This is a genomic window from Sphingobium sp. UBA5915 (assembly GCF_002431195.1).
Lineage (GTDB): Bacteria > Pseudomonadota > Alphaproteobacteria > Sphingomonadales > Sphingomonadaceae > Sphingobium > Sphingobium soli.
This window is the reverse complement of the sequence record NZ_DJDV01000121.1, coordinates 59,160-75,671: the sequence shown is the minus strand read 5'-3', so window position 1 is coordinate 75,671 and position 16,512 is coordinate 59,160. Positions and strand designations below refer to the sequence as shown.

Annotated in this window: 12 protein-coding genes; 8 read left to right on the top strand and 4 right to left on the bottom strand. The window is 62.0% G+C overall.

Features of this window, described 5'->3' with window-relative positions:
• Positions 1–1,698, top strand: a 1,698-nt coding sequence (locus tag B2V90_RS21500) for an alpha-L-fucosidase (protein WP_293923083.1), incomplete at its 5' end; no start/stop codon positions are given.
• Between the two features lie 454 nt (positions 1,699–2,152).
• Here B2V90_RS21500 and B2V90_RS21495 read toward each other — a convergent pair.
• Positions 2,153–3,475 carry a PQQ-dependent sugar dehydrogenase gene (locus B2V90_RS21495; RefSeq protein ID WP_228223140.1) on the bottom strand — a complete coding sequence of 441 codons (1,323 nt, stop codon included), beginning with the start codon at positions 3,473–3,475 and terminating at the stop codon, positions 2,153–2,155.
• Positions 3,445–3,873 carry a DUF2231 domain-containing protein gene (locus tag B2V90_RS21490; protein ID WP_323132819.1) on the bottom strand — a complete coding sequence of 143 codons (429 nt, stop codon included), beginning with the start codon at positions 3,871–3,873 and terminating at the stop codon, positions 3,445–3,447. The genes B2V90_RS21495 and B2V90_RS21490 overlap by 31 nt, the downstream gene beginning before the upstream one ends.
• 181 nt (positions 3,874–4,054) lie before the next feature.
• Here B2V90_RS21490 and coxB point away from each other — a divergent pair, with 181 nt between their 5' ends.
• The 5 genes from coxB to B2V90_RS21465 are packed head-to-tail and all read left to right on the top strand — an operon-like array spanning position 4,055 to position 9,576.
• Entirely contained in the window at positions 4,055–5,023 is a 969-nt protein-coding gene (coxB, locus tag B2V90_RS21485) for a cytochrome c oxidase subunit II (protein WP_228223138.1), read from the top strand.
• Complete coding sequence (gene ctaD, locus B2V90_RS21480; protein WP_228223137.1) at positions 5,020–7,542, top strand: cytochrome c oxidase subunit I; 2,523 nt, start codon at positions 5,020–5,022, stop codon at positions 7,540–7,542. Before coxB ends, ctaD begins: the two co-directional genes overlap by 4 nt.
• Positions 7,539–7,916: a hypothetical protein gene (locus B2V90_RS21475; protein WP_009823676.1), complete on the top strand. Its 378-nt coding sequence runs from the start codon at positions 7,539–7,541 to the stop codon at positions 7,914–7,916. The genes ctaD and B2V90_RS21475 overlap by 4 nt, the downstream gene beginning before the upstream one ends.
• Positions 7,913–8,503 (top strand): cytochrome c oxidase assembly protein, encoded by a 591-nt coding sequence (locus tag B2V90_RS21470; RefSeq protein ID WP_009823675.1) that lies wholly within the window; start codon positions 7,913–7,915, stop codon positions 8,501–8,503. The genes B2V90_RS21475 and B2V90_RS21470 overlap by 4 nt, the downstream gene beginning before the upstream one ends.
• Positions 8,500–9,576 carry a c-type cytochrome gene (locus B2V90_RS21465; RefSeq protein ID WP_228223136.1) on the top strand — a complete coding sequence of 359 codons (1,077 nt, stop codon included), beginning with the start codon at positions 8,500–8,502 and terminating at the stop codon, positions 9,574–9,576. The genes B2V90_RS21470 and B2V90_RS21465 overlap by 4 nt, the downstream gene beginning before the upstream one ends.
• Before the next feature lie 268 nt (positions 9,577–9,844).
• Here B2V90_RS21465 and B2V90_RS21460 read toward each other — a convergent pair whose 3' ends face one another.
• Together B2V90_RS21460 and B2V90_RS21455 are read right to left on the bottom strand one after the other, a co-directional pair.
• Positions 9,845–13,078 (bottom strand): glycoside hydrolase family 2 TIM barrel-domain containing protein, encoded by a 3,234-nt coding sequence (locus B2V90_RS21460; RefSeq protein WP_293923079.1) that lies wholly within the window; start codon positions 13,076–13,078, stop codon positions 9,845–9,847.
• 135 nt (positions 13,079–13,213) lie between these two features.
• A complete protein-coding gene (locus B2V90_RS21455; RefSeq protein WP_228222851.1) occupies positions 13,214–13,681 on the bottom strand; it encodes a MarR family winged helix-turn-helix transcriptional regulator in 468 nt (155 codons plus the stop codon).
• A 72-nt stretch (positions 13,682–13,753) separates the two neighbouring features.
• On the opposite strand from B2V90_RS21455, the gene hmgA reads away from it, so the two are divergent.
• Positions 13,754–15,082: a homogentisate 1,2-dioxygenase gene (hmgA, locus tag B2V90_RS21450; protein ID WP_228222852.1), complete on the top strand. Its 1,329-nt coding sequence runs from the start codon at positions 13,754–13,756 to the stop codon at positions 15,080–15,082.
• Complete coding sequence (fahA, locus tag B2V90_RS21445; protein WP_228222853.1) at positions 15,082–16,374, top strand: fumarylacetoacetase; 1,293 nt, start codon at positions 15,082–15,084, stop codon at positions 16,372–16,374. Before hmgA ends, fahA begins: the two co-directional genes overlap by 1 nt.
• Positions 16,375–16,512: the final 138 nt, after the last annotated feature.

Below are 16,512 nucleotides of genomic sequence, written 5' to 3'. Positions count from 1 at the left end.
AGGGGTGCAATGAAGACGACGAGGCGTCAACTGATCAAGGGAACCGCTGCCGCTGCGACGGCCTCCGGTGCTTTTTCCAAGGGGTTCGCTTCTACATTGCCGACACCGCTTGGCGCCGGCCGCGATGTCCGCGTCCCGGCCCCGACCAGCTTTACACCAGACTGGACGTCCCTGACCGCCGGCTACAGCGTCCCCGACTGGTTCCGCGACGCGAAATTTGGAATATGGGCGCATTGGAGCGCGCAATGCGTGCCGGAAGCTGGCGACTGGTATGCGCGGAACATGTATCTCCAGGGCAGTCGCGCCTATGATCATCATCTGGCGCATTATGGCCACCCCACCGATATTGGCTTCATGGAGATACAGAATAAGTGGACGGCGCAGGCTTGGGACCCTGCCCGATTGCTAGACCTGTATAAGCGCGCCGGCGCAAAATATTTCATGGCGCTGGCCAACCATCACGACAATTTCGATGCCTATGCGTCTTCTCATCATCCATGGAACAGCACGCGCGTAGGTCCGAAGAAAGATATTATCGGAACGTGGGAGAGGCTGGCGCGTGAACGGGGCATGCGCTTTGCCGTATCCAACCATTCATCCCATGCATGGCACTGGAACCAGCCTGCCTATGGCTATGATCCGGAAGGACCCCATGCCGGTCGACGGTATGACGCATTTCGCTTAACGACGGAGCAGGGCCGCGGAAAATGGTGGCAGGGGCTTGATCCGCAACAACTCTATACCGGTCGCATGATGCCCATGCCAGACGGCATCCGCACCATCGCGGAGGCCAATGAATGGCATGAAGGCACCGACAGATTGTGGAATGAGGGTATGCCTGCCGACCCTGCTTTTGCGCACAATTGGTTTTTGCGCTGTCGCGAACTGATCGACAAATACCAGCCGGACATGGTCTATTTCGACAATTTCGACCTTCCGCTCGAGCAATATGGGCTTGATATTGCAGCTTATTTCTACAATCAGTCGATGCGCTGGCATAATGGTAGTCTGGAAGCGGTCGTGACTGCCAAGATGGTCCCGCCGCAGCGGCGGATGGGCGTGGTCGATGACGTAGAACGCGGCGGCAAAAATTACATTGAACGCTTCCCATGGCAGACCGACACCTGCCTTGGAAACTGGCATTATGACGCGGAACTCTATGAACGCGGCGGGTATAAATCGGCCGCTACCGTGCTGCACACCTTATGCGACGTAGTGTCGAAAAACGGCAATCTGATGGTGTCGGTGCCGATGCGTGGCGATGGAACGATCGACGACAAGGCTGAAAAGATCGTCGAGGACATTGCCGCCTGGATGGCGGAATTTGGGGAAGCAATCTATGGCACGCGGCCATGGCGGCGCAATGGCGAAGGGCCGACCACCGGCAATACGGGTCTGTTTTCGGAAGGCGGGCCGGTGTCCCCCTATGGCGCCAGGGATATCCGCTACGTCACTAAGGGAAGTAACCTCCATGCCTTCATTCTGGGTTGGCCAGATGACAATGTCGCGCGGTTGACCTTGCTCGCGGGCAAGGATCCAACGCTAAGAGGGACGGTCGAACGCATCACCCTACCGGGCAGCACCGAACCGCTCAGATTTACGCGCACGACCGACGCGCTGGAGGTGGCATTGCCGCCAGCCGCGCGAAACGCCATCGGATTGGCCCTCATTCTGTCCGGAGATAATGTGGCGGTTTGACAAACAGCCGCCCGCGTCCCGACAAGGCGCAGGCGGCTATTTCGCGGGTTTAGAAATTCACCCTCACACGCATACCGTAGCTCCGTGCGTCATTGAGGAATTTGCTTGCCCAGCCTTCAAAGCGAAAATTCTTGATTGTGTAGCCGATGCTCCGCCTGAGAGTGACAAAGCCCTTTCTGCCGATCGGGAAAACCTGCTGACAACGCGTCCTGACGCGTTCCATTAAGGAAGACGATGTCGTCTTCGTTGAACTGGCTTAGATAATAGGAGGATCGGTAGTTCAGCAGCGCCTGCCAATCGAGGCGTCCCGGGCCGGCGTCGAACCATTGCGACAGTCGCGCAGTGACATATATTTTCGACACCAGCGGCAGGCGATTGCCGACCAGGCTGATCAGCGGCGAATTTCCGTCGTCATCAAAGTCCTGCGCGCGTCAACCAGGCGCGCGCAGGGCCGTTACCGGCGATCGGGCGCGACCCGCCATATCGTGTTGGACACGTCATCGGCGACGATCAGCGCTTTGTGCACAGGGTCATAAGTGACGCCGACAGGGCGGCCCCGGGCGTGGTCGCCCTTGATGAAGCCGGTCAGGAAATCCTGCGGTTCACCGGACGGGCGACCGTTCGAAAAGGGCACCCAGACGACCTTATAGCCCGCCAGATCCTGCCGGTTCCAGCTCCCATGCTCCCCGACAAACGCGCCCTCGGAAAAGCCGCCGCCAAAGCCGCCGTCAGTGGTGAAACTGACGCCAAGGGCAGCGACATGAGACCCCAGCGCATAATCCGGACGGGTCGCCCGACGGACCATATCGGGCTTTTGCGGTCGAACGCGCGGATCGACATTCTGGCCCCAATAGCTGTAGGGCCAGCCGTAAAAGGCGCCAGGGCGGACGCTCGTCAGATAATCAGGGACCAACTGCGGTCCCAATTCGTCGCGTTCGTTGACAACCGCCCACAGGCGCTGCGTGCGGGGTTCGATGGCGAGGGCGGTGGGGTTACGGATGCCCGATGCATAAGTCCGATGCATGCCGCTTTGTCGGTCGATTTCCCAGATGACCGCCCGATCCTGCTCTACCCCCATGCCGCGCTCGCCGACATTGCTGTTGGATCCGATGCCGACATACAGCCTTGATCCATCCGGCCCCGCAGTCAGCGACTTGGTCCAGTGATGATTGATGTGGGAGGGGAGCTTGAGAAGCTCGACGCCCGGGGAGGTTATGCGCGTCACACCTTCTCGGTAGGGAAAGCGCACAAGTGCATCTTGATCGGCGACATAGATCTGCCCATCGACATAGGCGAGGCCATAGGGGGCGTTCAGGCCGGTGATGAAACTGGTGCGCAACTCCGCGCGGCCATCATTGTCGGCATCGCGCAACAAGGTCACGCGATTGCCGCCCTTGACGGATGATTTTCCCATGGCCTTGATATAGGTGGCGATAACGTCCTTGGGCCGAAGCGCGGAGGCGCCGCCGCCTGACCCTTCGGCGACCAATATGTCGCCATTGGGCAGAACGAGCGTTTGCCGCGGAATGGCGAGGCCGGTGGCCAATGCCGTCACCGTGAAGCCCCTGGGTGCAGTCGGCTTTTCGCCGTCCCATCCGGCCGGCGTTGCGATCTTCATCGGCGGCAGCAAGGTCTGCCGCTGTTCGGGCAGGTCGGGCTGCGGACCGGTCTGGTCCAGTCCCTGCTCACTTTTGCCACATGCCGCCAGGGTCAGGAGGCCGGCGCACAGCCATAATGCATGATGTTTCAAGGCCGGTCCTCCCGATAGGCTGCACATGCGATCCAACCCGCCGCGACCGCCAGAATGCTGCTGATGATTGACAGGATGAGACCTGTTGCACCGACCGAACTCCAGCCATCACGGCTGTGCTGAAACGCGTTGATAAGGCCTGCAATCATCATCATGAGCAGCAGCACCGAAACGATGGCGAGGCGCGACCTGGCGCTGCCCTTGCGGCGCAAGAGCGCGACGATGCTCCAAATCAAGGCAAATCCCCCGCCCAGCAAGCCGCCGGTGATCAGCCAGGCGGAAAAATTGGTCCACTGGATCTCGGCACTGTTGAGATAGGTGATGTCGCTCGCCAGCGCTGCGGGAAACATCGCGACAGGCCACGCCAAGAAAAGGCCATGGAGCGGATGAAGCAAGGGTCTGAGGCGTGGCGGAGCGCTGGGCAAAGGGGAAACTCCCGGTCGAAGGACTGACGATTGTGCAATCCCCGGCGAGCACTTTGGTTGCGCCGGGTGTCCGGTTGGACGTGCTTGTTACGAAAGAGAAATAATTGAACCCGACCGCGGTTGAGGTGTTCGGCCTATAACGCGCACGGTCGATGCGGCATGAAAGGGGTAAAGTCGCGCTATGCGCAATCCATGGTTCTGGCTGCTGGTGCTGGCAGGCCTGACGGCCTGCAATGCGGAACAGTCGACCCTGCATGTCTTTGGCGCAGAAGCGCGCGCCGTGCGGCAGATGGCGCTCCTGTTGACCATAGGGGCGGCTGTTATCGTCACGATTATGGTCGTCCTCTACGTGCGCGCCGTGCGCGCGCCGGAAGGCAAGCTGAGCCATGACCGCGGCATGCGCATGGTCCTGTGGATGGGCGCCATTGGCCCGACGCTTATCCTGACAGCCTTGCTGATCTATGCGCTGCCTGCGATGCGGCCTCGCGCTACCGCCCCTGGTGATTTGGTCGTGCGGGTGGATGGCGAGCAATTCTGGTGGCGGGTCGCCTACGACCCTGCTGGCGACCTGTCGCCATTGCTGTCGGCCAATGAAGTGCGCATCCCCGTCGGGCGAACCGTGGTCTTTGAACTCACCGCACGCGACGTCATCCACAGCTTTTGGATTCCCGGGCTGGCCGGCAAGATGGACATGATCCCCGGACGCACCAACCGGCTCGTGGTGCAGGCGGAAAAGTCGGGCCGCTATCGCGGCGTATGCGCGGAATTTTGCGGCCTCAGCCATGCGCTGATGGCCTTTGACGTGATCGCCATGGATGCCACGGATTTCGACGCCTGGCTGCGCCGGAGCAGGGCTGCAAGCGCCGGCGCGATCGCGTCACGCGGGGCGACGTTGTTCGATGCGCATGGCTGCGGCGGTTGCCATGCGATACGCGGTACGTCCCATGACGCAAGGATTGGCCCGGATCTCAGCCGCTTTGGGGAAAGGCGGACAATGGGGGCTGGCATCATGCCGCCGACCTCCGCCAATATCGCCTCTTTCATCCGCGCGCCGCAAGATGCCAAGCCCGGCGCCCGGATGCCCGCCTTCCCGCAAATCAGCGCCGCCGATGCCCAGGCGATCGCGCAGTATCTCAAGGGGCTGAAATGAGCCTGCATGATCAGGACGATCCCGCGCTGCGCGCTGCACAGGAAGAACGGCTGCGGGCCGTATGGAAGCCGCCCCAGGGGCTGTTCCTGCGCTGGACGGACACCAACAATAATCGGGTCGGCGTCTGGTATGTGCTGACTGCATTCGGCTTCATGCTGTTTGCCGGCGTGCTGGCGCTCATCATGCGCACGCAGCTGGCCGTCCCCGACAATGAACTGGTCAGCGCGAACAGCTTCAATCAGCTGTTCACCCTGCACGGCTCGATGATGATGTTCCTCTTTGCCGTGCCGATGTTCGAGGCCGTGTCGATCATCCTGCTGCCGCAATTGCTTGGCGCGCGCGATCTGCCCTTTCCCCGGCTGTCCGCATTTGGCTACTGGTCCTTCCTGATCGGCGGCGTTTTCGTCAGCGGCTCGATTTTCTTCAATGCCGCGCCCGATGGCGGATGGTTCATGTACCCGCCGCTTACCACCCGGACCGACCTTTCAGGGCTTGGCGCGGACATATGGATGCTGGGCCTGTCCTTCATCGAAGTGTCGTCGGTCGCCGCCGCCGTCGAACTGATCGTCGGCGTGCTCAAATGCCGGCCGCCCGGCATGCGGCTCAATCTGATGCCGCTTTATGCCTGGTATATCCTGGTCGTCGCGGTGATGATCCTCTTTGCCTTCCCGCCGCTGATCGCGGGCGATATATTGTTCGAAATGGAGCGGTTGCTCGACTGGCCCTTTTTCGACGCGAACCGGGGTGGCGATCCGCTGCTGTGGCAGCATCTTTTCTGGATCTTCGGCCATCCCGAAGTCTACATCATCTTCCTGCCGTCAATCGCCCTGTTCGCCATGCTGGTGCCGACGTTCGCTAACCGACATCTGCTGGGCTATCCGTGGATCGTGCTGGCGGCGGTGGGCACGGCGTTCCTGTCCTTCGGCCTGTGGGTGCACCACATGTTCACGACCGGGTTGCCCAAGATCAGCCTGGCCTTTTTCTCGGCTGCGTCGGAAGCCGTGGCCATTCCCACCGGCGTCCAGATTTTCGTGTTCATCGCGACGCTATGGGCCGGGCGCGTCACCTGGTCGACGCCGCTGCTCTATGCCACCGGCAGCCTCGCGATCTTCGTGATCGGCGGCCTTACCGGCGTCATGGTGGCGGTCGCGCCCTTCGACTGGCAGGCGCACGACAGCTATTTCATCGTCGCGCATCTCCATTATGTCCTCATCGGCGGGACGCTGATGCCGCTCTTTGCCGGCCTTTATTATTACTGGCCGTTGATCACTGGCAAGAAACTGTCTGACCGGCTAGGACGCATCGCCTTCTGGATGCTGTTTGCAGGCGCAAACCTGACCTTCTTTCCGATGCATCTGTCGGGCCTGATGGGCATGCCGCGCCGCGTTTTCACCTATCCGGCGGAACTGGGTTTAGGCGGCCTCAATCTTCTATCGACGGCCGGTGCCTATCTGTTCGCGGCCGGCGTTGCGGTCATCTGCGTTGACCTTTGCCTGTCGCCCCGTCGATCCAAGGCGCAGCGCAATCCCTGGAATGCGGGCACGCTTGAATGGCTTGCGCATCCCGATGATGAGGATTGGGGCATCCGCTCTGTGCCCCTGATCGAAAGCCGCTACCCCATATGGGACCAGCCGGATTTTGTCAGGAAAGTGGACGAAGGACGATTTTTCCTGCCCGATGCGGAGGAGGGGCGCAGGGAAACCATCGTGACCACTGCCCTCGACGCGCGGCCGTTGGCCGTCATCCGGCTCGGAACGCCCAGCGTCAAACCGATGCTGACCGCCATCGCCCTGGGTGGGGTGTTCATCTTCACCACCTATCACCTCTATTGGGCTGCGCTCGCTTGCGGTGTGGCGACCTTGGCGTGCACGCTCTGGTGGCTGTGGACGGGCACCGCCGAAATCCCCGAAAAGCCATGCAAGCCGGTGGGTCATGGCATAGAGTTGCCGCTCTATCTCTCCGGCCCCGCCGCGCCTGGCTGGTGGGCGATGTTCATCACGATGATGGCCGACGCCACGGCTTTTTCCGGCCTGGTCTTCGGCTATTTCTTCTTCTGGACGCGCCATGCCGATTTCCCTCCTGCGGATATGGCGAGCGGGCCGGGCATGATGTGGCCGATGATCGCGCTGATTGCCGGGTTGGTCGGCTGGCTTGCGACGATCGCGGCGCGTAACATCCATGCCCGCGGTGGCGTAGCACCGGCGCGCGTTCTGCTGGCGTGCGGCATTGTGCTCAGCATAGCGGGGGCTGGTGGGGGATTGGCCGGGCCATGGATCAGCGGCCTTGATCCCCAGGTGCACAGCTACCCTGCGATCGTGTGGACGCTTGCGATCTGGACCAGCGCCCATGCCGGTGTGGCGGCCATCATGCAAAGCTATGCGCTCGCGCGTAGTCTGGCCGGAAAGATGGATCCGCACCATGATGCGGATCTGCGCAACGTCAGCGTCTATATGCATTTCTACGCGCTGACGGCGATCGTCACCTACGCGACCATCGGCCTGTTTCCGGAGGTCGCATGACGGAGCGGGGCAAATGGCATGAGCGCCTCCGGGTCACGCTCTGGACGCTGATCGTTCCGCCCGCCATCTGGGCCGGGCATTTCCTGATGGCGTATCTATGGGCCGCGATCTCCTGCGCAAAGGCGGGGACCTTCGCAACCTTTCCGACCCTGTTCGTGATCGGAACGCTTGTCGCTCTGGGGCTCATCTCCCTTTCCGGCTGGGTCGCCTGGAAGCAGACGCGCCGCCCGGGTGATAGCGCCCCGCACCAGGATTCCACGGATATCGACCGGCTACGCTTTCTGGCCAAATCGACATTGCTGCTGGCTGGCCTCAGTTTCGTCGGCGTCCTCTTCACAGCGCTGCCTGTCGTGTTTCTCCGGAACTGCCTGTGAAGCGGGCCTCCCTGCTTGCCGGCCTGGCGTTGCTGCCCGCGGGTTGGCTGCTGGCCGGGCTGCCACTGGGCATGATCGGGCATATGGCAGGGCATATGATCGCCGTTGCCATCGCCGCGCCGCTGCTTGCATTCGGTCTTGCCGGAACTGCGGCCGATCCTGCCCGCCGCTGGCCCCATATCGTGACGCCAATGGCGATGATGCTCGTTGAACTGATGGTCGTGTGGCTTTGGCATCTTCCAGTGCTGCGCGCGGCGGCCAGATCCTTTCCAGTCCTGGTGATCGAACAATTCTGTTTTCTCGCCGCCGGCCTGCTGCTCTGGTCGTCGGTATGCTACGCGCCGCGCCGCGCCGCGGGGATAGGCGCGCTCCTGCTCACATCCATGCATATGACCTTGCTGGGGGTCTTGATCGGCCTTGCGCCCCGGCCCCTTTATCCGATGGCGCATCATGGATTGGCTGGCGTAGATGCGCTGGTCGATCAGCAACTGGGCGGCGTCATCATGTTGTTGCTGGGCGCCGCCAGCTATTTCCTGGGGGGGCTGGCGTTGCTGGCCAGCCTCCTTCGTCAGCGGAGTATTGCATGACCATCCGCATCACCTGGCTGCGCGCCATTGTAACGCTTATCGGCGTGGGCACTCTTGCCATGCTCTTTGCATGGTCGGGCGCGGTGCAGATTTCAGCGTCCTCTGGCCACTGGCGCATCACCGACTGGTTTCTGCACTGGGTGATGCGCAATTCGGTGCGCACCTATTCCGCGTTCCAGGCGCCGGATGATCCGTTGGCCGATACCGGACTGGTCAGCGCGGCAGGTCATTTCCGCCAGGCCTGCCAGGTCTGTCACGGCGCTCCCGGCGTTCGACCGTCACCTGTGATGCAGGGCGCGACGCCGCCTGCCCCGGATCTTGCACAAACCGCAGGAGAATGGCGGGATCGCGAGCTATTCTGGATCATCCGCCATGGTGTCAAATTCACGGGAATGCCCGCTTGGCCTGTGTCCGACCGCCCGGACGAAGTAAAACATATGGCAGCCTTTGTCCGTCGGCTTCCCGGTATGACGCCCCGTCAATATCGCGCCCTTACGCAAGCGGCCGGGGAAAGGCCGCTTTCGGGGGTCGCCCCTGGTACGCTCGCTGGCTGTACCGGTTGCCACGGGGTGGATGGGAAGGGGCGGGGACAGCCCGATATCCCGATTTTAGGGGGGCAGGATCCAGCCTATCTGCTGGCCAGCCTGCGCCGCTATGCGTCGGGTGAGCGGTCCAGCGCGGTCATGCAAACAGCGGTCAGCAGCTTGAGCGATGCGGAAATGCAGCGGCTCGCGAACCATTTTTCCGCGCTGCCGGGCCTGAAGCCGACCAATCTCTTGTCAGACTTGCCGATGCTCAAGGATCAGGCCGGCATTCCGGTCCCGGCCTGCGTCAACTGCCATGCGCCCGGAAAGAAAGGCCCTATATTGGCGGGGCAAAGATCGTCCTATGTCGCCGCGCGGCTGAAAGGCTGGCAACAGGAAAAAGCTGTCGTTGACGCGCGTCAGTCGCCGGAAACGATGGCGATGATCGCCCGGCGCATTCCGCCGTCTGACGTCGACTCGCTGGCCGCCGCTATAGGGGAATCCAGCAACAAGACGGCAGGCGGTCCTCATCACGATGCCCCCCGATGACTTACGGAATGGCCGGGCTCGAGCACCATGCTGTCGGCTTCAACCGTGCATGTTCACCCATGCAAATGCCAGAAGCGCAGCCAATATGAAGGCGAAGAACAGGTAGATGGCCAGACGGGACGTCGCCTTGCGAGCTGGGCGTTCCTTGTGATGGGGCATGTTGGTCCTTTCAAACAATGTCCTCCGCTCAACGCATGAGGCACTTTGATGTGCCCCATCTTTCGCCGAAGGCGAGGGCTGACGGATCCTCTCCAGCCGGGGCCCTTCGTCATTCCTCCTGTGTGGCGCGCGCTGATATCGCCTGATCAGGGTGCGTCCCCGATCCGGTGAAAGGGGTCAGGCGAAAGAAAAAGCGCATGGGCATGCTGGCGGTGCGATAGGCGGCCATCGGCTTGCCAAATTCGCTCCAGGCCGTGTCGCCACCCACGCCCCATTGGTCGCCGTCGATCAACAGCGTGCCTTCGTCACGCGGACGAATGTCCGACGATTTCCAGGTTCCCGGCGCATGCCGGTCAAGGTCGCTGTAGGGAAAGGCCAGCGCGTTCATCATCATCGGCTGCGCGCCCTGCACGTGAAGCCCCGCGCCGTCGCCCGACACCTCCATCCAGCGAACATCCACCTTGTTGCCGGTTTCCTGCGGCCGGATATAGTCGTGGTTCTGATCTGCGATCGCGCCGCGCCACAAGCCGATGGGTGCGGACGTCTTGCGATCGACATAGCTTTCGTGCGGGCCGCGGCCATACCATTGAACGGTGTCGATGGCGCGCGGCAGGCTGAAGGCCAGGCCGATGCGGAACGGGGGTGGCAGGTCGTCCCTGACCGGCTGAAAATCGCCATCGACTGACACCGATCCATCGCCTGCCATATGGTAGATGCTGGTAAAGTCGGCCGCGCCTTCACCCAATATATAGCGCACCTCCACTGAACGTCCGCCATTCTCCGCTGGAAGAATTCGGATGGCGGCCACTTTACGCTGTTCGCTCATCGTCTTCCAGACCGCCAACTGTCTGGCCGTGCCAATGCCGATGTCATTGTCGGTGACCGCGCGCCAGAAATGCGGCGCACCGCCGCGCGCCAGCATATGTCCGTCCTTGCTGTAGGACCGGACAAGCCCGCTCGTCCGGTCGATCGCCAACGTTGCATCATTGGCACTAAGGCTGATGGCATCGCCCTTTTCGCTGACGGCCACGGGACCAGTGGCGACGGCGGGTAGGGCAGGGGCGTCCGATTGCAGCGCAAATTGCTCCCAGCCCATCAGCGTTTCGGCGGCCACCGACGGGATGGCGCCGGCCTTGGCCCGGGCGTTGATCGTCACGAAATATTCCGATCCGGACCTGCGAGGGATAGCGCTAATGGGCACCGTCACTGCCGCAGCACCGCGAGCAGGCACGTCCGCCATCGTCAGCGCGCCCTGGGCAATTTCCACGCCATCCTCCATCATCGCCCAATCAAAACTGAACCCGGACAAATCGATGAAATCGTGGCGGTTGCGTACGGTGACGCGGCCGCTCGCCGGGTCGAACCCATCGAACTGGACCGGCGCATAGACCTTGCGCAATTCATAAAGTGCCGGATTGGGGGTTCGGTCCGACTGCAGCAACCCGTCGCCAAATTCTATGTCGCCTCCCGGGTTCGGCCCATATTCGCCGCCGTCGCCCCAGTAGCGCGTGCCATCCCTGGTGTATCGATACATGGATTGATCGACCCAGTCCCAGATGAAGCCGCCCTGTAGCCGGTCGGGATGGGCATAGATGGTGTCCCAATAGTCCTTCAGATTGCCGCCGCTATTCCCCTGCATATGGGCATATTCGCACTGAATCAGCGGCTGCCCGAAATTCCAGTTGGTTGCGTAATCGACCAGCTTGGCGACCGGATCATACATGGGCGCGTAGATGTCGGCGTAGAAATTGGGCCGATGGTCGCCAATCCCGTCCCATGTGCCCCAGCCCAGATAGCTGACCAGCCGATCGGGGTCGCGCGCCTTGGCGGCGGCCGCCGCAGCCGCGAAATTAGGGCCGATTCCTGCCTCATTGCCCAACGACCAGAAGAGGATCGATGGATGATTCTTGTCCCGCTCCACCATGTTGGTGACGCGGCTTACATGCGCGTCCTTCCACGCCGGGTCGAACCCGATCTGATATTCGGCGCGCTGATCGCCATGCCGATTGCCATAATCCATATAGGCATGGCTCTCGATATTCGCCTCGTCCATCACATAGAGGCCATAGCGATCGGCCAGGTCGTAGAGACGCGGATCATTGGGATAATGGGATGTGCGGATCGCGTTGACATTGTTGCGCTTCATCAACCGGATATCGCGCTCCATTGAGGCCAGCGAAATGACATGGAAGCTTTCGGGATCATGCTCATGGCGGTTGACGCCGCGAAGGGTGATCGGCTTGCCATTCACCGTGACGACGCCATTGCGCATCGCGACCGTGCGGAAACCGATTCTGGCGTCGCTCGACTGGATGATCCGTCCGCCTGCGTCATAAAGTTCGACCAGCAGCCGGTACAGGTTGGGGGTTTCCGCCGTCCACGGTTTCACCCTGTCGATCCTGCCGGTCAGGGTCACGGTGCGTTCCGCATTTCCGGCGGCAACGGCTTGCCGTCCTTCAAGCACGATGCGCGTGCCATCCATCAGCACATAGCGGGCGCTCGTCGCCGCGCCCGCGGTTACAGTGACGTCGACCGCCAGCTGGCCCGCACCGGCCTCCGCATCGAAACCGGCATGAGCGAAAAAGTCGCGCACGCGCGTCTTGGGCGCCGCCATCAGGAACACATCGCGCTCGATCCCCGACACGCGCCAGAAATCCTGATCCTCCAGATAGGAGCCGTCCGACCAGCGATAGACCTGGACGGCGATGCTGTTGCGGCCGGGGCGCATGAAGCGGGTCACGTCGAATTCCGACGGCAGCTTGCTATCCTGCGCATATCCGACCTTCTGGCCATTGACCCAGACATAATAAGCGGAACCAGCCGCGCCGATGTGCAGCACCATATCCTGCCCGGCCCAGTCCGCCGGTATGTCGATATCGCGGCGATAGGACCCCACCGGATTTGTCGCATGGGGGATCAGCGGCCGGTTGGCGGGGAAGGGATAGGTGATATTATTGTAGCGGGGCTGGTCATAGCCTTCCGCCTGCCAGTCGGCCGGAACGGGTATCGTCTTCCAGCCCGACACATCGAAATCGGGGCGCTCGAACCCGTTCGGCAGCTTGTCGGCATTAGGCGAAAAGGCGAACTTCCATGGCCCGTTCAATGACAGGAAGCGGCGCGATCGGGAACGGTCGCTGGCCAGCGCGGCGTCGCGGCTTTCGAAGGGAAAGGCGGTGGCGCGCGCGGGCAACTTTCCGATGGCGAAAACTGCCGGATTTTCCCAGTCTGGCCGGGCGGGATCGATCTGCACCGGCTGCACCTGTGGCGGACCACCCTGGGCTATCGCTACGCCCGACAGGGCGATCAGGCTGCTCGCCGCCAGGGTCCCGATCCGTGCGCGCATGTCCACTCCCCCGACTATGCCTTCTTCAAACATCGCATATTTGATCTAGGCGTGATGTGTAAGCAAGTTTGTCCTGCCACAATGTGGGTGCATCGTCCAACATATGTAGGTCATCGATGGCTGTGACCGCCCGCGCTACGCCTTGGACGCTGTCATGTGGCCGTCCAGCACGATTGCATCAATCCGGCGCAGCATCGCGTCCAGCTGTGTCCGCTCTGCCTCTGTAAAGGACCCGAAAATTCGTTCTTCCAACGCCAGCGCCTGCGGCACGATCGCCTGATACAGCGCTATGCCGGCCGTACTCAGCGTCAGGAGATGCGACCGCTGGTCGGCCGGGTTCGGGCCCCGGATCAAGATGTCGCGGTCGATGAGGGCGGCTGCGGCGCGGCTGACGGTTACCTTGTCCATCCGCGTCGTCCAGCCGATAGCCTGCTGCGTCACGCCGTCGGGATGCTCCGCCACCACGGCGACTACGCGCCATTCGGGAATGCGCAGCCCGAACGCCTCCTCATAAGCGCTGGCGACCGCATCGCTCACCAGATTGGTGGTGAACGACAGGCGATAGGGCAGGAACGCGTCGAGCAGCAGGGAGGAGGTGGTCATGGCGAAGGCTATCATTTGACACCGATCGGGCAAAGTCTATACTGGTTGCAAATGAAACTATAGGAGAGGGCAATGCCCATTCCGGATCAAGATGGCGCATCGGCCGCGATGATACCCGGTTTTGCCAATCATATCGTGACGGAGGCTGTGGCTGGCGCTGTCCCGATCGGCCGCAATTCGCCGCAAAAGACGCCCTTTGGCCTTTATGCCGAACAGCTTTCCGGCACGGCCTTCACCGCGCCGCGCGCCGACAATCGCCGCAGCTGGCTCTATCGCCTGCGGCCCACGGCGCAGCATGAGGCTTACCGCCCTTATGCCGGGGCGCATCGCTTCGCCTCCGCCCCCTTCATGGACATGCCGCCCTCGCCCAATCGCCTGCGCTGGGACCCGCTGCCCATGCCGTCCGACCCGGTGGATTTCCTGGACGGCATCGTCACCTATTGCGGCAATGGCGATATCGCTGCAGCTGTCGGTTTCGCCGTCCATCTTTATGCCTGCAACCGCCCGATGGACGGCCGCGCTTTCTTCAATGCCGACGGCGAGATGCTGATCGTGCCGCAACAAGGCGCACTGCGGATTACCACTGAGCTTGGCCGGTTCGACGTCGCGCCGCAGCAGGTCGCGCTCATCCCCCGTGGCGTCCGTTTTCAGGTTTCGCTCCTGGATGAATCCGCGCGCGGCTATATCTGCGAAAATTATGGCGCGCTTTTCCGCTTGCCTGAACTGGGGCCGATCGGTGCCAATGGCCTTGCCAACGCCAGGGATTTTGAAACCCCGGTGGCCTGGTTCGAGGATGTCGACGCGCCCTTTGAACTCATCCAGAAATTTCAGGGCGGTCTTTGGTCGACGACCTTGCCGCATTCACCTTTCGATGTCGTGGGTTGGCATGGGAACCTAGCCCCATGCCGTTATGACCTGCGCCGTTTCAACACCATCAACACGGTCAGCTATGACCATCCCGACCCCTCCATCTTCACGGTGCTGACCAGTCCCAGCGATACGTCCGGCGTCGCCAATTGCGACTTCGTCATTTTCCCGCCGCGCTGGATGGTGGCCGAAGACACGTTCCGGCCGCCCTGGTTCCATCGCAATGTGATGAGTGAATTCATGGGGCTGGTGACCGGCGCCTATGATGCGAAGGCTGGCGGTTTTGCGCCGGGCGGCGCATCGCTGCATAACCAGATGGCCAGCCACGGCCCCGACCGCACCAGCTACGAAAATGCCGTCGCCGCCTCCCTTGCGCCGCACAAGATCGACGCGACCATGGCCTTCATGTTTGAAGGCCGCTTCCCTTTCCGCCCCACCCGTTTCGCCGCTGAGGCTGACTTCGCGCAGCGGGATTATGACGCATGCTGGTCTGGCTTCGCCAAAGCGCGCCTGCCCGTCCAAGGAGATGATTGATGACGACCATCGACGAAACCCACGCGATTGATCTCCCATGCTGGGTCGACAACGCCATGGGCCACCCCGATTTTCCGGTTCAGAATTTGCCGCTCGGCATATTTTCTCCTGCCAATGGATCGGCCCGCCCCGGCGTCGCGATCGGCGACCATATCCTCGATCTTGCCGCGATCGGCGATCATCTGCCCGATGCCGTCCGGCCCCTGCTGGGCGATGATTGCCTCAACCGCATGCTCGCGCTGCCCGCGACTGACCGGGTCGCCCTGCGCCGCACGCTCTCCCGCCTGCTATGTGATCGGGATGGGCAGCCTGTCCTTGCCGCAGCGCTTCACGCCCAGGCACATTGTACCCTTCATCTGCCCGCCCGGATCGGCGACTACACCGATTTCTATGTCGGCATTCATCATGCCACCAATGTCGGCACCTTGTTCCGCCCTGACAATCCGCTGCTGCCCAATTATAAATATGTGCCGATCGGCTATCACGGCCGCGCGTCTTCCGTGCGTCCCTCGGGGCTGCCAGTGGTTCGTCCGAACGGGCAGTCGAAGGCGCCCGATGCCGCCGAACCGCGCTTTGGCCCGACCGCGCGGCTGGATTATGAACTGGAACTGGGCATCTGGATCGGGCAGGGCAATGACTTGGGCGACCCTATCCCCATCAAGGATGCGGGCAGCCATATCGGCGGTTTCTGCCTGCTCAATGATTGGTCGGCGCGCGATTTCCAGGCGTGGGAATATGTCCCGCTCGGCCCTTTCCTGGCCAAGAATTTCCATTCGACCATCTCCCCCTGGGTGATAACGCCCGAAGCCCTCGCACCCTTCCGTCAGGCTCAGCCCGCCCGGCCGCAGGGCGACCCCGCGCCCCTGCCCTATTTACTGGACCCGCAGGATCAGGAATGGGGCGGACTAGCGCTCGACCTTGGCGTCACCATCCGCACCGCGCGCATGCGGGACGCCGCTATGCCACCCTTCCGCCTCAGCCACAGTCGGGCCAGCGCCATGTATTGGACCGCGGCGCAGATTGTCGCTCATCACGCGTCCAATGGCTGCAACCTGACGCCGGGCGACCTGCTTGGCACAGGAACGATCTCCGGTCCGGACAGGGAATCGCTTGGCAGTCTTCTGGAAATGACACAGGGCGGCAAGAGCCCAATCACCCTGCCATCTGGCGAAAGCCGCACATTCCTGGAGGATGGCGACGAAGTGATGTTGGAGGCGCGTGCGCACCGGGACGGCTTTGCGTCCATTGGCTTTGGCGAATGCCGGGCCTGCATCCTGCCGGCCCGCGCTTAAGAAAATGGCTCCACCGGCATAGGCCGGCGGAGCCGAGGTTCAGGGAGGGTCACTCCAAAGGGGGAAGGAGTGACGGCATTACAATAGCCCTACAGCATGAATGTTCCATGACTGATATGGATGCTCCCATGCGGCACG

Bases quoted from the DNA above. Each gene is read 5' to 3' on its own strand.
- B2V90_RS21495 (WP_228223140.1), bottom strand. From the start codon at position 3,475: ATGTGCAGCCTATCGGGAGGACCGGCCTTGAAACATCATGCATTATGG.
- coxB (WP_228223138.1), top strand. From the start codon at position 4,055: ATGCGCAATCCATGGTTCTGGCTGCTGGTGCTGGCAGGCCTGACGGCC.
- ctaD (WP_228223137.1), top strand. From the start codon at position 5,020: ATGAGCCTGCATGATCAGGACGATCCCGCGCTGCGCGCTGCACAGGAA.
- B2V90_RS21475 (WP_009823676.1), top strand. From the start codon at position 7,539: ATGACGGAGCGGGGCAAATGGCATGAGCGCCTCCGGGTCACGCTCTGG.
- B2V90_RS21465 (WP_228223136.1), top strand. From the start codon at position 8,500: ATGACCATCCGCATCACCTGGCTGCGCGCCATTGTAACGCTTATCGGC.
- B2V90_RS21460 (WP_293923079.1), bottom strand. From the start codon at position 13,078: ATGCGCGCACGGATCGGGACCCTGGCGGCGAGCAGCCTGATCGCCCTG.
- B2V90_RS21455 (WP_228222851.1), bottom strand. From the start codon at position 13,681: ATGACCACCTCCTCCCTGCTGCTCGACGCGTTCCTGCCCTATCGCCTG.
- hmgA (WP_228222852.1), top strand. From the start codon at position 13,754: ATGCCCATTCCGGATCAAGATGGCGCATCGGCCGCGATGATACCCGGT.
- fahA (WP_228222853.1), top strand. From the start codon at position 15,082: ATGACGACCATCGACGAAACCCACGCGATTGATCTCCCATGCTGGGTC.